9 protein-coding genes and 1 pseudogene are annotated in these 15,387 nt (G+C 76.8%); 7 read left to right on the top strand and 3 right to left on the bottom strand.

The features are described from left to right. Positions 1-58 precede the first annotated feature (58 nt). The 7 genes and pseudogenes from ACFY1T_RS22285 (at position 59) to ACFY1T_RS22315 (ending at position 11,131) form a co-directional block, all read left to right on the top strand. Positions 59-2,833, top strand: coding sequence for a lantibiotic dehydratase (locus ACFY1T_RS22285; protein WP_390789681.1), 2,775 nt, complete (start codon positions 59-61; stop codon positions 2,831-2,833). Beyond that, positions 2,830-4,005, top strand: a complete 1,176-nt coding sequence (locus tag ACFY1T_RS22290) for a lantibiotic dehydratase C-terminal domain-containing protein (protein WP_390789682.1) — start codon at positions 2,830-2,832, stop codon at positions 4,003-4,005. Before ACFY1T_RS22285 ends, ACFY1T_RS22290 begins: the two co-directional genes overlap by 4 nt. Then, positions 4,002-5,861, top strand: a complete 1,860-nt coding sequence (locus ACFY1T_RS22295; protein WP_390789683.1) for a hypothetical protein — start codon at positions 4,002-4,004, stop codon at positions 5,859-5,861. Before ACFY1T_RS22290 ends, ACFY1T_RS22295 begins: the two co-directional genes overlap by 4 nt. Beyond that, entirely contained in the window at positions 5,858-7,828 is a 1,971-nt protein-coding gene (locus tag ACFY1T_RS22300; protein ID WP_390789684.1) for a TOMM precursor leader peptide-binding protein, read from the top strand. Before ACFY1T_RS22295 ends, ACFY1T_RS22300 begins: the two co-directional genes overlap by 4 nt. An 11-nt stretch (positions 7,829-7,839) precedes the next feature. Next, the gene (locus ACFY1T_RS22305; protein ID WP_390789685.1) at positions 7,840-9,618 is read left to right on the top strand and encodes a thiopeptide-type bacteriocin biosynthesis protein; all 1,779 of its coding nucleotides are present in this window, start codon (positions 7,840-7,842) and stop codon (positions 9,616-9,618) included. A 72-nt stretch (positions 9,619-9,690) separates the two neighbouring features. Further along, complete coding sequence (locus tag ACFY1T_RS22310; RefSeq protein WP_390789686.1) at positions 9,691-10,302, top strand: TetR/AcrR family transcriptional regulator; 612 nt, start codon at positions 9,691-9,693, stop codon at positions 10,300-10,302. Between the two features lie 40 nt (positions 10,303-10,342). Further along, a pseudogene (locus ACFY1T_RS22315) lies at positions 10,343-11,131 on the top strand (M15 family metallopeptidase). 54 nt (positions 11,132-11,185) lie between these two features. Here the strand turns inward: ACFY1T_RS22315 and ACFY1T_RS22320 are convergent. From ACFY1T_RS22320 to ACFY1T_RS22330, 3 genes are all read right to left on the bottom strand, one after another. Then, positions 11,186-11,833, bottom strand: coding sequence for a CatB-related O-acetyltransferase (locus ACFY1T_RS22320; protein WP_390789687.1), 648 nt, complete (start codon positions 11,831-11,833; stop codon positions 11,186-11,188). A gap of 36 nt (positions 11,834-11,869) precedes the next feature. After that, the gene (locus tag ACFY1T_RS22325; RefSeq protein WP_390789688.1) at positions 11,870-12,379 is read right to left on the bottom strand and encodes a nuclear transport factor 2 family protein; all 510 of its coding nucleotides are present in this window, start codon (positions 12,377-12,379) and stop codon (positions 11,870-11,872) included. Positions 12,380-12,814: 435 nt separating this feature from the next. Continuing rightward, entirely contained in the window at positions 12,815-15,241 is a 2,427-nt protein-coding gene (locus tag ACFY1T_RS22330) for a serine hydrolase (RefSeq protein WP_390789689.1), read from the bottom strand. Positions 15,242-15,387 lie beyond the last annotated feature (146 nt).

Genomic DNA, 15,387 nt, shown 5'->3' on the forward strand with positions numbered 1-15,387 from the left:
ACGGGAGCCCGCCTTGCCGCACCCCGCCCAGCCAGCCGCAGCGCACCCCGTCGCGCCCGTGTCGGGGACCGCCCCGTACGCGCTGGTCCGCACCACGGTGACGGCGCATCCCGCACAGCCGGACGAGGCCGCGCCCGTACGGACCCTGCTCGAGCGGCTCACCGCCCTCACGGCACAGGAGGACGCACTGCGCCCGGCCCTGTGCGACGACCTCTTCGCCTCCCGGTCCGGCCACGGCGAGGAGTTCCACCGCCAGGTGGTGCTCCCGCTGCGCCGGGCGCTGCACAACGGCCGCGTCCCCCGGCCCGCCCTGCTGGACCGCCTCGGCGATCTGCCCGTACGGGTGCCCCGTCTCCGCGCCTGGCTGAACCTGCGCGAGCTGCGCGACGTACTCCTGACGGACCTGGTCGCGGCCGTCCCGGGCGCCCTGGCCGCCGAGCGCTCCGCCCTCGCGCAGCTGTGCCGCTCCCCCGGTTTCACCCGGGCCGTCGCGCTCACCAGTGCCGATCTGTTGCGCGCGGTGTCCCGGGCCGCCCGGGACGAGGGCGGGCGCAGGGCCCGCAAGGAGGAGCCCTCGGTACTGCGGCACGCCCTGCGTGCCAGCACGAAGACCAGCCCGCTGTCCTGGTTCACCGCCGTGGGGTGGTCCGGCGCGGAACCGGTACGGACACCGCCACCGCTCCCGCCGCTGCGGTCGGTGGTGCGGGAGCACCGGACGCTCGTCGAGGCGCTCGCCCGCGCGCTGCTGGACGAGCCGCGCCGCCGCCGCACGCTCCCCCATCGCATGACCAGCAGCGCGCGGCACACCGCCGACGGGCAGGCCCTGTACACGCGGGACCACACGTTCTTCGCGGGCGGCCGGTACCTCGTCACCCACGAGGAGGCGGTCGAGCTCGCCGCCCGCCCCGCCCTGACCGCGCTCGACGCGCTCGCGGCCGCGCCCGCGACCCCGGACGAACTGGCGGCCCGGCTCGGTCCGGCCCTCGGCCGTCCCGGCGCGGACCCCGCCGTCGGCCGCTTCCTCGGCCGGCTCGCCGACGGCGGCCTGCTGGTGCCGGTGACACCCGTCGATCCTCAGCACCCGTACCCCTTGCGCGCGCTGGCCGACTGGCTGCGGCAGTGGCCCGAGGACGCGGCCCTGTCCGACCGGATCGAGCGGCTCGCCGCCGACACCGGCGCCTTCGCGAAGGCGCCGGCCGAGGAGCGGCCCGCCCTGCTCGCCGGCCTGGCGGACCGCTGGCGCCGCCTTCTGGCCGACGCCGGCCGGCCCGTGCCCGCCGACGCCGCCCCGCTGAACGTGCTGTCCGAGGACGTGCTCGCCGCAGGCGCGCTCGCGGCAGGCGGGCCTTCGTACGCGCCCCGCGCGTGCGCGCCCTCCGAGGACGCGCCCTCCGACGACCTGCCCGGCGTCCTCGCACGCGGCGACCGCGCGCACGCCGCCGCACACCCGGCCTCCTCCACCGCGGGGCCCGGCCTGCTGACCGGCGCGGACCGGGCCGTGCTCGGTGAACTGACCGCCCTGGCCGAGCTGTTCGACCTCGGCCACCTGATGCGGCGGTCCGCGCTGGAGCGCTTCACCGCCCGCTACGGGCACGGCGGGACCTGTCCGGCCCCCTGGGAGTTCGGCGCCGACACCGCCGCCGCGTGGGAGGAGTCCGCCCGCCTCGCCGCCCGGCCCTCCGACGACCCGGGACTCTCCCCCGAGCTGGCCGAACTGGCCCTGCTGCGCGAGGAGTTCGTCCAGCACGTACGGAACGCCGCGGCGGCCGCGCCCGGCGGCCGGGCCGAGGAGGTCGTCCTGCCCGCCGAGGAGGTCCGCGCACTCGCCGCCCGGCTGCCCGGCTGGACCACCGCCCGCCCGCTCAGCTACGCCTGGTTCGTCCAGAGCGCCCGGAGCACGCAGAACGCCCGGAGCGCCGGCGAGGGCGCCGGCGGCCTGCTCTGCGTCAACCACGTCTACGGCGGCTGGGGCCGCTTCACCAGCCGCTTCCTGGACGATCTGCCCCCCGGGGCCGCCGCCGAGGTGGCCCGCGCGATCCGCCGCGGCCTCGGCGACGGCGCCCGCGCGGCCCAGGTCCGGCCGGTCGGCGGGTTCAACGCCAATCTCCATCCGCTGCTGGTCGGCGAGGAGATCGGCCCCGACCGGTACCGCAGCGCGCTCGCCGAAGCCGATGTGGAGTTGGTCCACGACCCGGAGTCCGACCAGCTCCGGCTTCGGGTGCGGGCCACCGGCGAACCCCTCGACGTCCTCTACCTGGGCTTCCTCGCCCCGGTCATGCTGCCGCAGCGCCTCGCGCCGTTCCTCTGCGACCATCCGGCCGGCGTCGTGGACTTCCGGCGGCTCCTCCCCCGCCACACCCTGGCCGTCCCCGGCGGCGAGGTGCGGCGGACCCCTCGGCTGCGTCACGGACACGCGGTGCTGGCCCGGCGCCGCTGGCACCTGCCCGAAGGGGTGGTGGCCGCGCTCCGCGCCGACCTCGCGGCGGACCCCGGCGAGATCCCGGCCGCAGCCGCGGCCCGTTGGCGTGCCCTGCTGGGGCTGCCCGAGCAGTTGTTCCTGCACCCGGTCCCGGAGCCCCCCGCCGGCCGCCCCGCCGAGGACTTCGTACGGAGTCTGCGCGCGCCGAAGCCGCAGGCCCTGGACCTGGGCAGCCCCCTGCACCTGCGCTGCCTCTCCGGCTGGCTGGCCCGCCATCCGCGCGGGGCGGTGCTGGAGGAGTCGCTGCCCGTCTTCGGCGGCCGGAGCCGCCCCGCGCACGCGGTGGAGCTCGTCGCCGAGACCTACCGGCCCGCCCGCACCCCGTCCAGCATCCGCCGAGGAGACACCCCATGAACGCCCCGACCACCGGCCCGGACACCGCGCGGTCCGACGCGCCCGCCGTCACCGCCCTCGACGTGGTCGTCCACCACTACGAGCCGGTCAAGGCCCCTCTGCTGCGCGACGCCGTGCTGCCGCTGGCCCGGCGGGCCGCCGCGGACGGGCTGACCGTCCACGTCGAACGCCACTGGCTGCACGGCCCGCACCTGCGGCTGCGGCTGCGCGGCCGCCCCGACGCGGTGGCCGCCACGGCCGGGCGCACCGCCGCCGCGCTGCGCGCCCACGTGGCCTCGCACCCGTCGCGGGCCGCCGCCGACGGGGAGCGCATGCTGGCGCAGGCCGCGGAGGCGGGGCGGGCCGAGCTGATCCCGCCCCCGTACGGTCCGCTCGTGCCCGACAACACCGTACGGGTGGAGCCGGTGGACCTGACCTCCCTGAACGCGCTGATCGGCCCGGACGGGGTGCGGCTGCGCGAGGAGCTGCTGGCGCTGGGCCTGCCCGCCCTCGCGGCGGGCACCGCTTTCCTCGGCGAGCGCGCGGACACGTCCGCCGCCCGGGTCGAGTTCGTCGTGGCGGCCCTCGCGGCCCATGCGGCCGCGCACCCCGAAGGACTGGTCGGCGGCCACTACTCGTACGTGTCCCACCTGGAGGACTTCCTCGTCCAGGAGGACCGCGACGGGCGGGTGCGGGCGGCCTTCGACCGCCGCTGGGAGGCGGTGGGCGAGCAGATCTCCGCGCTGGTGGGACGGATCGCGGGCGGGGGCGCGGCCGGCTGGGAGCGGGCCTGGGCCGACTGGTCCGCCGGGGCCTGGCGGATCGCGGAGGAACGGCTCGCGGCGGGCGCGGACTTCACCGGGGTGCGCCAGGAGTACCTGGAGCGGGCCGCGGCGCTGGGCGACCGGGCCACCGCCGAGCGCTGGGACCGCAAGGCGCGGACCCGGTACAGCGAGTTCCACCGGCTGCTGCACCGCTCGGACCCGCAGGGCGCTATGTGGAGCCGCCCCGACTACCTGGTCCACCGGGCCTGCACGAACGGGCTGTACCGGCTCCTGACCATCTGCGATGTCCGGCCCGTGGAGCGCTACCTCGCCGCCCACCTCGTGGTACGGAGCGTGCCGGAACTCACCGGGCACCGGTGGCAGGCGCGCGTCGACGAGGTCATCACCGCCGTGGAGGGGGCGCCGTGACCGGCGCCGGACCGGGGCGCCTGCGACTGCGGCCCGGGGTGGCGGTCACCCCGCTGCGGGAGGGTCTGCACCTGCGCGGGCGGGACGGGAGCGTGACGCTCGAGGGGAGCAAGGCCCTGCCCGCCCTGTGGGAGCTGCTGTCCGAACGCCTCGGGTACGGATCCGGGTCCGCGTCCGGGTCCGCGTCCGAGGTCGCGTCCGAGGTCGCGTCCGGGTCCGGGTCCGCGTCCGGGGACGTGCCGGGCGCGGGCGGGGAGGCGGGCCGGCGCCGTCTCGATCCGGCCGATCCCCGGGTCGAGAGCGCGCTGGCCGCGCTGACCGCGCAGCTGCACGCGCACGACCTGCTCGCCGAGTACCCGGCCGCAGGGGCCGAACCCCCCACCTGGCTGGGGGCCTCCACGCACCGGCCCGGACCCGCGGCCGCGGCCCTGGCCGCCGCACGGCCCGTGGTCGCGGCGGCCGATCCCGGCGGGCCGCTCGCCACCGCGCTGATCGGCGTCCTGGACCGCGCGGGGACCCCGCCGCAGGTGTACCGCGACAGGGGCCTGCCCGCCGGGCGGGTGGTGGCGGTCGCGGGCACCCCGCCGGTGGCCGTGGCCGTGGCCCGTACCGCCGCGGGCGGCTTCGTCACGGCCGTGGCCGAGCCGGAACGCACCCGTACGGACGCCGAGTCGATCGCCGTACGCCTGCGCACCGACACCGACACCGCCACCGCCACCGGCTCGGCGGACGCCCGGGCGACGGCCGGGGCTCCGGCGGCCCTCACGGCGCTGCTGGCCGGGGCCGCGGCGCAGCGGCTGCTGTGCGCGGTGGCCGGTCTGCCCGATCCGGCCGTCCGGGAGGAGGACCCGCAGCTGCTGCCGGACCGTCCCGCCGTACTGGTCGCCCTGGCCCGGCCCCCGCACGCGTCCTACCGTCCCTGGGTCGCCGGGCCGGCCGGCCCCGCTTCCCCCGCCCTCGCCCCCGCCGGCGATCTGGCCGAGACGCTGCGCCGCATCGGGGCACTGGGCGACCCGTACCTGGGGGTGCTCGACGCACCGCTGCCGGGGGACCTCCCCCAGTTGCCCGCCTCCCTCGCGCTCTGCACTTCGGTGGCCGGACCGCTGGTGGCCGGGGGGCCGCGGACGGACCTGGCCCGGGTCTCCGCGGCGTGCCGCGCGGCCGAACTGCGCCTGGGCGAAGGGCTGCCGGGCCCGGTGGCGGTCGGCGCCGGACCGGGGCACGCCCTGGGGCGCGCCCTGCGCCGGGCCGCCCTCGCCGCCATGGGGTCCCGGGGCCCCGGCCGCGCCGTGGAGGAGGAGGAATGGCGCGGCCATCCGCAGGCCCGCCACTGGTGGACCGTACTGACCCGGCACCTGGGGCTCGCGCGGGAGATGACGGTTCACCGGCTCCCCGCGGAGCGGGCGTACCTGGCCGTCGTACGGGACCCGGCGGGCCGTGCCGGTACCGCGGCGGTGGCCGCCCGCGCGGTGGAGGCGACGGCCGCCGACGCCGCGGCCCTCGCCGCGCTCGGTGCGGTGACCCGGGCCATGGCCGCCGGGCACGGTCCGGCCGGGGCGGTGCACACCGCCTTCAGCGGGGCCGAGGCACCGCTCGCCGTGGCGGGAGCCGAGCAGGCGGCCTGGACGGACGAGGGGTGGACCGACCGGTGGCTGGCCGGGATCACCCGCCGGGAGCCGGAGCTGTGCGCGGCGCTGGCCCGGCTGACCGGGCTGACCGGGCGGCTCCCCGAGCCCTGGCGGCCGGGCGGGGCGGAGCTCGCCGGCGGCGGAGCGGCCCGGTCGGCCGATCCGGTCCTGGCCGCCCTGCACACCTGCGGATTCACCGTTCTGGCCGGGTGGGGAGGAGCCCGATGACCGGGATCACGGCGCAGCGGCCCGGGACGGCTGCCGGCGCGAAGGTGGTGGCCACCGCCGCCGGCCCCGTGCCCGTCCTGGGTCCGGCCGAGGCGCTGGAGACCACCGGCGGCGCCGCCGTCGTCCACCTCACCTCCTGGACGCTGGAGCTGGCGGAGCGGCTCAGCCGCCACGCGCTGGCCCGTCCCGTACGGCTGGTACCGGTGCGCGAGGACGGTGCGCTGACCGTGATCGGGCCCGTGCTGGAGCCGGGGGCGCGGGCGTGCCTGGCCTGCGTCGAGTACCGGCGACTGGCCACCGCCGGCGGCCGGGTGCCCTGGCAGAGCCCCCGGATGGCGCTGGCCGGCACCGGCACCCCGGCCATGGCGGAGGCGGCCCTGCTCCTCGCCGCCGACCTCCTGGAGCCGGGGCCCGACGCGGAGGCGGAGGCGGAGGCGGGCGGCGCCTCGCCGGCCACCGTCCACATCGTGCAGAGCCACCGGGGCACCTGGTCCACCCACGGCGTCCGCCCGGTCGGCGGCTGTCCGGTGTGCCGGCCGCTGCCGGCCGACTCCCCGGCGGCGGCCGGCTTCCCGGACGCGCCGCTGCCGCTGCCCGACCCCGCCGTGCTGCGCGGCCCCAACGACCGTACGGAGGCGGACCGGTTGCGGGCCGAGCTGTACGACGAGCGGTTCGGCCCGGTGCGCCGCCTGTTCCGCACCGAGGACTCCGCCTTCGCCCTCACCACCGCGTGGGTGACGGACGGCCGTCCGGTCGACGACGGCGGGTACGGGCGCGCCGCCGACTTCCGCTCCAGCGAGCGGGTGGCGTTGTTCGAGGGGGTGGAGCGGCTGGCCGGGATGCGCCCGCTGGGCCGCCGTACGGTCCTGCGCGCATCGTTCGCCGAGCTGGGCCCGGAGGCCGCCGTGGACCCCGTCCGGCTCGGTCTGCCCGACCCGGCCCACCGGGGCGACCCCGCCTCCCACTCCGTCCCGTACCACGCCGACCTGCAGCTGGACTGGGTGTACGGCTGGTCGCTCACCGACGGCCGGGCCCGGGCGGTGCCCGAGCACGTGGCGTACTGGGACCTGGCGCGGGGTCCCGGCCGGGACCGGGTGGTCTACGAGTCCTCGAACGGCTGCGGGCTCGGGAACAGCCCCCAGGAGGCCGCGCTCTACGGGCTGTTCGAGGTGGCGGAACGGGACGCCTTCCTGATGGCGTGGTACGCGCGGACGCCGCTGCCCGGCATCGCGCTGCCCGCCGACGACCCGCTGGTGGCCGCCCTGGCCTCGCGGGCCGCGCTGATGGGCTACCGACTGAGCCTGCTGGACGCCACCAACGACCTCGGCATCCCGGCGGTGGTCTCGCTCTGCCGCTACGAGGGGGGGCACCCCGGCGCTCCGCGCGCCTTCCTGGCCGCCGGCGCCCATCACGATCCGCGCGCCGCGATCCGCTCGGCGGTGGCGGAGGTCGTCACGAACGTGCAGGACTCCGTGCACCGGCCGGCCGGTCCGGGCGGGGCGCGCGATCCGGAGCGGCTGCGCCCCATGCTGCGGCGGCCCGAGCTGGTGGTCGGCCTCGACGACCACGTCGGCCTGAACACGCTGCCCGAGGCGCAGCCCCGGCTGGAGTTCCTGTTCTCAGGCGTCCGGGGCGATGTCCGGGAGGTCCCCTGGCAGGAGCGGTGGCCGGGCGCTCCGACACCGGTGGCCGACCTCACCCGGCTGCTGACGGAGACGGTCGCCCGGCTGGCGGCCGAGGGGCTGGAGGTGGTCGTCGTCACGCAGGACGAGCCGGGGATCCGGGACCGGCTGGGTCTGTACTGCGCCAAGGTGATCGTGCCCGGCACCCTCCCGATGACGTTCGGCCACGTCAACCGCCGCACGCTCGGGCTGCCCCGGCTGCTGGAGGTGCCCCACCGGCTGGGGCGCACCGCCCGTCCGCTGCTCCACGACGAGCTCCCCTTGTACCCGCACCCGTTCCCGTGAGGACGATTTCGATGACCGAAGTCCCGTACGCGACCGCTTCCCCAGCCGGGGCGGCAGCCTCCGCACCGGCTCCGCCGGGAGGCTGGCAGAGCCTGCACCTGACCCTGCACACCGACGGCGCGGGCACCGACGCCTTCGTGACCGGGGCGCTCGCGCCCCTGATGGACGGCCGGTACGGGGCGGGGCCCGACGGCGGCGCCTGGTTCTTCATCCGCTACCACGAGGGCGGGCCCCATCTGCGGATCAGGTTCCGCGGTGGCGCGGGGTCCGCCGGGGACGCGGCCGCGGACGCGGCCGAACTCGCCTCGGAGCTGGCGCTGTCGGCTGCCGAAACCACCGCCGCCGGTTCTTGGCCCGGCCGGCACGGGGAGGTGCGCGCGGCTCCGTACGAGCCGGAGACCGAGCGCTACGGCGGCCCGGCCGCGCTCCCGGTGGCCGAGGAGGTGTTCGTGCACTCGACGCGCGCGGCCGTGGCCGCCCTGCGCGCCGTGCCCGGGCGGGCCGACCGGCTGCGGCTCGCCCTGGACCTGGCCCACGCCACGGCGTACGCCCTGGGCCTGGACGAGCTGGAGGCGGCGGGCTGGCTGCGCCGGCACGCCGCCTCCTGGCGCTGGGCCGCCGAGGTGCGGCCGCTGCCCGGAGCCGCCGTCCACACCCGGGTCAACACGGTGTTCGCGGCGCAGCGCACGGGCCTGGCGCTGCGGGCCCGGGCCGTCCGCGCCGGGCTGGCCGACGGCTCCGCCGATCCCTGGCTCGTGCAGTGGTCCCGGCAGGTGCGCGCGGCCGACGCCCGGCTGCGTACGGCCGTGCCCGAGGCGGACCGGCCGGACGCGCCGGTGCGGGCGCGGCGCCGGCTGTGGGTGTGGGCCTCGCAGCTCCACATGCTGTTCAACCGGCTGGGGGTCGCCCCCGACGAGGAGCGGGCCGTCTGCCGGCTCGCGGGGCGCGCCCTGCTGGAGACGGGCGACGGGGGCGGCTTCTTCGGCGCCGGCCCGCGCGCGGCCGACTACCAGTACCTGGAGCAGAGCAAGTTCCAGATCGGCCGTGCGCAGGACACCGCCGTACGGAGCATCGCCCGGCCCGGCGCGGCGTCCGGCCACCGGCCCGAGACCGAACGGGAGCTTCCCGCCGCCCCGCTGCCGGAGCTGTCCCTCGCCGCGGCGCTGCGCAGCCGCAGCTCGGCGCGCGGGGCTCTGCGGGGGCCGCTCACCGCGCAGGAGCTGGGCGGGGTGCTGTGGCACGCGCACGCGCCGAGCCACGTCTCCCGGCAGGCCCTGGCCGACGGCACGGAGCGCGCCGTCCAGCACCGCCCGTACCCGAGCGCGGGCGCCCTCTACAGCGTCCGGGTACGGCTGCTGGCCCTCTCCGTGGCGGGGCTGGCCCCCGGTACGTACCACTGCATGCCGGAGCGGCGCTCGCTGGTCGCCCTCGGACCGGCGCCGGACCTCGGCGCGCTCAAGGCCCTGTCCTCGTACCTCTCGCGGCCGGCCGGGGACCCGGACGGCGTCGGGATCGACGAGGCGCCGGCCGTGCTGGCCATCCACCTGGACCTCGGGCTGCTCCGCCGCCGCTACGGCTTGCGGGCGCTGCGGCTGGGCCTGCTGGAGGCCGGGCACCTGGCCCAGAACCTGCAGCTCACGGCCGGCGCGTTCGGGCTGGCCACGATCCCGCTCGGCGGTCTGCAGGACGACTTGGCGCACGAGCTGCTGGGCCTGGACGATCTCGACGAGCCGATCCAGTACCTGCTGCCGCTCGGACGCGCGGAGGGGAGGGGATCCGCCACGTCGTGAGGGCCGACGCCCGTCCGGATCGGCCGCATATGATTCCCGGGGCCCGGACGGGCCGAAGACCGAGGAGGAGCCGTGGCCCAGCGCCCGGAGCGCGCCGACGCCCAGCGCAACCGAGAGGCCGTACTGGCTGCCGCCGACGCCCTCTTCGCCGCCAGCGCCAGCCCCCGTACCGTGTCGATGGACGACATCGCGACGGCCGCTGGCGTGGGCAAGGGCACCCTCTTCCGCCGCTTCGGCGACCGCGCCGGCCTGATCGGCGCCGTGATCGCCTCCCGCCTCGAACCCCTGCACCGGGCCGTGGGGGAGGCACGGGACGCGGCGGGGTCCTCGCCGCGCCGACGGGTGCTGACGCTCCTCGACGCCTCGCTGAGCTTCAAGATCGAGAACCGGAACCTGATGGCGGCCGCGGAGGACGCCGGCCTCAGCAGCCCCTACACGGCCGAGCACTACGGCTGGTGGCACGGGATGCTGCGCGAGGCGCTGGGACAGGTGGACGGCGTCCACGACGCCGACTTCACCGCCCACGCCCTGCTCGCCGCCATCCGCGCGGACCTCGTGGCCCACCTGCTCGACGAGCGGAAGATGACCCCCGAAGGCCTGCGCTCCGCGCTCGCGGCGTACGTCGACAACGTCCTGGGCCCCGGCCCCGGACCCGCACCGACCGGCCCGCGCACGCGGGCATGACGGCCCGGCAGGAAGGGAAACCGTGAGGAAGCGAACGCCACTGCTCGTCGCCGCCGGTGCGGCACTGGCCCTGGGGTCCTCCGTCCCCCTCGCCGACGCCGCGCCCGCCGCGAAGGCACCCGCGGCGAAGGCGCCGGAGGACTTCGTCGCGCTGCGATCCGTCGATCCGTCGATCGTCCAGGACATGCGCTACGCCACGAAGGTCAACTTCACGGGGCGGCGCATCGACGGCTACCGGGATCCCCTGTGCATCCTCACCCGGCCGGCCGCCGAGGCGCTGCACCGGGCGCAGGAGCGGCTGCTGCCGCAGGGGTACGCGCTGAAGGTGTACGACTGCTACCGGCCGCAGCGGGCCGTCGACCACTTCTCGCGGTGGGCGAAGGACCTCGGGGACGAGCGGATGAAGGCCGAGTTCTACCCGCGGGTGGCCAAGGACCGGCTCTTCGCGGACGGCTACATCGCGGAGAAGTCGGGCCACAGCAGGGGCAGTACGGTGGACCTGACGATCGTCCGGCGGGACCCGCAGGCGGCCGCCGGCCCACCGGTGCGGCCCGCCGGCCCCTGTTACGCGCCCCAGGACGAACGGCGCCCCGACGACTCGGTGGACATGGGGACCGGGTTCGACTGCTTCGACACCCTCGCGCACACCGACGACCCGCGGATCCAGGGCGTCCAGCGGACGAACCGGCAGCTCCTGAAGGGCACCCTGGCCGCCGAGGGCTTCGTCAACCTGCCCGAGGAATAGTGGCACTTCACGTACAAGCCGGAGGCGTATCCCGACACCTACTTCGACTTCCCCGTGGCGTACCGATCGGTGTGCGGGAACTGACCGGGCCCGTGACCGGGCCCGGTCCCGGACCGACCCCGGTCACGGCGCACCGGGTCAGGCGGTCCGGGGTGCGGCCTCCTCCAGTTCGTCCACGGTGCCGGACATGACGGTCCGGAGGTGCGCGGTGAGGTGTTCCGCGGGCCAGTCCCACCAGGCGACGGCGAGCAGACGGGCGATGTCGGCGTCGTCGTAGCGGGTGCGGACGAGTCCGGCCGGGTTGCCGCCGACGATGCCGTAGTCGGGGACGTCCTCGACGACCACGGCACCGGACGCGATGATCGCGCCGTGTCCGATGCGCACCCCGGGCATGACCATGGCGCCGTAGCCGATCCAGACGTCGTTGCCGACGACGGTGTCCCCCTTGCCGGGCAGGCCGGTGAGCAGGTCGAAGTGCTCGGCCCAGGAGCCTCCCATGATGGGGAAGGGGAAGGTCGAGGGGCCGTCCATGCGGTGGTTGGCGCCGTTCATGATGAACCGCACCCCGGTGCCCAGAGCGCAGAACTTCCCGATGACCAGCTTCTCCGGCCCGTAGTGGTACAGGACGTTGCGGGTCTCGAAGGCGGTCGGGTCGTCCGGGTCGTCGTAGTACGAGTACTCCCCGGCCTCGATCAGCGGCGAGGTCACCAGCGGTTTCAGCAGCACCACGCGCGGCTGGTCCGGGAACGGGTGGAGAACGGTCGGGTCCGCGGGAAGACGATCCATGGCAGCCACTGTCCCAGGTCGCCCCCGGGAACCCCGTCAGGTGGTCGGCGGGGTCCAGTCGGCGGGCAGGCCGGACTGGGCGAGGACGGCGGCCAGGCTGTAGTGGTCCTGGTCGGAGGCGATCCGGCAGTGGTTGCCGTCGAGGTCGAGCACGGTGGTCATCGGCACGGCGAAGGGCTTGGGCGCACCCTTGAGGTGGCCGGCGTAGACGGACCGGACGGTGATCCGGTCGCCCTCGACGCGGGTGGAGCGGACGGTGACGTGGACGCCCGCGATCAGGGCGTCGGCGCGGGCCTTCCACCCCGAGATCTCCTTCCGGCCGCGGAAGGTGACGCCCACGGCTTCGTCCGTGTAGACGCCGTCGGCGGTGAACAGGGCTCCGAGCGCCTGGGGTTCGGTGCCGTTCCAGGCGCGGGCCCAGTCGGTGACGATCCCCGGCGAGGCGGGCCGGCCGGCGTCCTGGGCGGCGTAGGCGGTGGCGGCGGTGGCGGACAGGGCCACGGCGGCGGTCAGGACGGTCAGCGTGCGGACGGCGCGGTACGCCATGGTGGACGCTCCTTCGAGTACGGGTGCGGTGCGGGCACGGACGCCGCGGAGGGGGAAGAGGGGACCGCGGCGCCCGCGGCCTCAGGCTCGCCCCGGACGGTGTCCACTCTCCAGGCCCCGCGGGGGCGGTGACTGTCCAGCACTGCCCGCTCCTGTCCACCGGTTCCGGGCGCGGTGCGACGCGCCGGTGCCCGGTACGGAAGGTCCGTACCGGGCACCGGGCGCTGTCGGCGGCTGCGCACGCCCTAGGGGGCGTCTTGCCGATCACGCCGGGCTCGCGGTGGCGGGCACCGCGCCTCGCCGCGTTGTCCTCGGTCGCCGACGTCCCCCAGCTACCGCTGGGAGGTGCCCCCACCGCGTCGACTCCCTCGTCCGCCTTGCGATCCACGGCGCCCACCACCGCTCCCTGATCCGGCCTGATCGACAAGACACCCCCTAGCCGATGCGGGTGATCCTGGTCGTGAAGGAGGGCTCGGCCAGGCCGGTGCCGAGCGCCACGGGGACGCTCTTCGCACCCTCCCCGGCGCCGACCGTGAGGACCCCGACCTCCGTTCCCGCCTTTCCCGCGTGCGGGGTGCCGGAGGCCCCCGGCCGGAGGGTGAGCTGCAGCTGCTGCCCCGGAACGCCGATGACGTTCAGGTCCTTCGTGGCCACCACGGGCGTACGGCCGCCGAGCCCGTCGTCCACGTGGCCGACCGTCTGGCCCTTGCGGATCACCGGAGCCGAGTCGAGCGCCTGCCGCACCGCCTCGATGATCTTCTTGCTGTTGGCCAGCACGAGCTTCAAGCTGTTCTCGCCGTTGAGGTCCGGGCCGTCCGCGTGCTGGTCCATGAGCGTGCCGACGATCAGCGGGGTCTCGTCACCGACCGACTTGTACGCCGCCCACATCAGCGTGCCGCCCGCGGGGGTGCTGGACCCGGTCTTGATGCCGCGGATGCTCAGGCCGTTGGCCGAGAGCAGGGTGTTGTTGTTGATGAGCGGCGTGGACAGCCCCTTGATCTCGGCGCTCGGCAGTGCGACCACCGCACGGAACGCCTCGTCCTTCATCACGGCCTCGGCCAGCTTCAGCTGGTCGGCGGCCGTGCTGACGGTCGCGGAGTCCAGGCCGCTGGGGTCCGTGTACGTGGTGTTCTCCATGCCGAGCTCCTTGGCCGCGGCGTTCATCTTCGCCACGAAGGCCGCCTCGGAGTCGGCGCCTGCGTCCCAGCGCGCCAGCAGCCGGGCGATGTTGTTGCCCGAGGGGATCATGAGCATCTTCAGCATGTCCTGCTGGCTGAACTTCGTACCGGCGGTGAGCCCCTCGACCCGGGACTCGTGCTCCGCGGTGCCGTCCGCCACGGCCTTCGCGTCGATCTCGATCTGGGGGCCGGCCTCGCCCTTGCGCAGCGGGTGGCCCTTGAGGATCACGTAGGCCGTCATCACCTTGGCGACGCTCGCGGTGGGGACGGGCTTCTGCTCGCCGAAGCTGCCGATGTCGCCGGTGCCGGGGACGCGTACGGCGCCCTGGCCCTTGGCGGGCCACGGTACGGAGAACTGCCCGGCGATGGTGTGCCCTTGCTCCGCCGCGACGAGCTGGGGGGCGGGCAGCGGGCGCAGCAGCTGCGCGCCGGTGGCCGCGCCGGCCAGGAGCAGCAGGATCGGGGTCCAGATCTTCACGCGCCGGACGGCGGTGCGGCGCGGGGTCTCGGGCGGGGGCGTGGTGTTGGTGAGCTCGGCGAGCAGGTCCAGCGGGGGCTGCGGGGGCAGCGGCACCTCGCGGGTGGGCTCGACGACGCCGGGGGGCGTGGGCCGGGTGGGGGCGGGGGCCGCTGCCCGGGTCGGGGCGGCGGCCGGGGCCGGGGACACGGCTCGGTCCGGGGTCCGGTTCTGGGGTACGACTCCCGGCCAAGGGCTCTTCGGCGCCGGGGCGTCCGGGTCCTTCAGGGCGACGAACCGACTGGTCCGCTCGGCGTCGGTCTCGTCGTCCTTGGCCCAGGACGGCAGCGGCCGCGCCTCCGGGACCGCGTCCTCGTTCTCGTTCTCGTTCTCGTTCTCGTTCTCGGCCGCGTCCTCGTCGCGGGCGGCGCCGGCTGCCGCCCCGGTCCCGGGTGCGTCCCCGCCGGTGGCCTTCGCGTCGGACTCGGGTGCGGTCTCGGCGTCGGCCGCCGCCCCGGTCCCGGCCGCGTCCCCGCCCTCGGCCTTCTCGTCGGGTTCCGGTTCGGGTGAGACCTCGCCGTCCGCTTCCGCCCCGGGCCCAGGCTCGCGTACGCCGCCGGTGGTGGGCTGCGCATCGGCCGCGGGAGCGGTCCCCTCGTCCTCCGGCTCGGCCTCGGGCGCGGAAGCGGACGCGTCGACGGCCTCGGGCTCCGCGCCGGCCTCCGGCTCGGTTTCCGTACCGGCCCCGGGCGCGCCCGGTACGTCCTCCCCGGACCCGGTCCCGTCGTCGGCACCGGACTCCGCCTCGGGAGCGGGCGCGGCATCGTCCCCGCCCTCGGCACCGGGCTCCGCCTCGGACGCCGCGGCGTCCGAACCCCGCGCGCCGGGCCGCGCTTCGGCCCCGGGAGCGGGTTCGCCCGGCTCCGGCCCGGTCCCGGGGTCGTCCTGGGCCGCCGCCTCGGAGGCGCGCTCGGCCCCGGCTTCCGCGGCGGGCTCCGCCTCCGGCTCCTGCCCGGCCTCCGGCTGCGCGCCGGGTTCGGCCGGCGCGGCCTCCCCGGGGCCGGTCGCCGTGGCGTCGTCGGCCTCGGTCCCCGCCGGCTCCGGGGTGTCCGGGCCGCCGGTGCCGGGTTCCGATTCCGGGGCCTCGACCCCGGTCCTCTCCGTCTCCGGAGTCTCCGGGCCGTCCGCAGACTCCGGGGAACCGCCCGCCACCGCTACCGCCTTCATTCGTGCCCGCCTTGCCACTCACCCCCGGCCGCTGCCGGCCGGTTCTTGCCGATACGTCGGACGCGGCCCCCGAGGGAACCTCGCCGAACGGCTAGATGTACGCCGCGCCCGGTCCGTTCCTGTAACCCGATCCTGTGACAGTCCGG

Origin of the sequence: Streptomyces sp. NPDC001194 (assembly GCF_042896985.1) — a bacterium.
Taxonomy (GTDB): Bacteria; Actinomycetota; Actinomycetes; order Streptomycetales; family Streptomycetaceae; genus Streptomyces.

Excerpts from the sequence above, each read along its gene's own strand:
- ACFY1T_RS22300 (WP_390789684.1), top strand. The coding sequence starts at position 5,858 with ATGACCGGGATCACGGCGCAGCGGCCCGGGACGGCTGCCGGCGCGAAG.
- ACFY1T_RS22325 (WP_390789688.1), bottom strand. The coding sequence starts at position 12,379 with ATGGCGTACCGCGCCGTCCGCACGCTGACCGTCCTGACCGCCGCCGTG.
- ACFY1T_RS22305 (WP_390789685.1), top strand. The coding sequence starts at position 7,840 with ATGACCGAAGTCCCGTACGCGACCGCTTCCCCAGCCGGGGCGGCAGCC.
- ACFY1T_RS22330 (WP_390789689.1), bottom strand. The coding sequence starts at position 15,241 with ATGAAGGCGGTAGCGGTGGCGGGCGGTTCCCCGGAGTCTGCGGACGGC.
- ACFY1T_RS22320 (WP_390789687.1), bottom strand. The coding sequence starts at position 11,833 with ATGGATCGTCTTCCCGCGGACCCGACCGTTCTCCACCCGTTCCCGGAC.
- ACFY1T_RS22290 (WP_390789682.1), top strand. The coding sequence starts at position 2,830 with ATGAACGCCCCGACCACCGGCCCGGACACCGCGCGGTCCGACGCGCCC.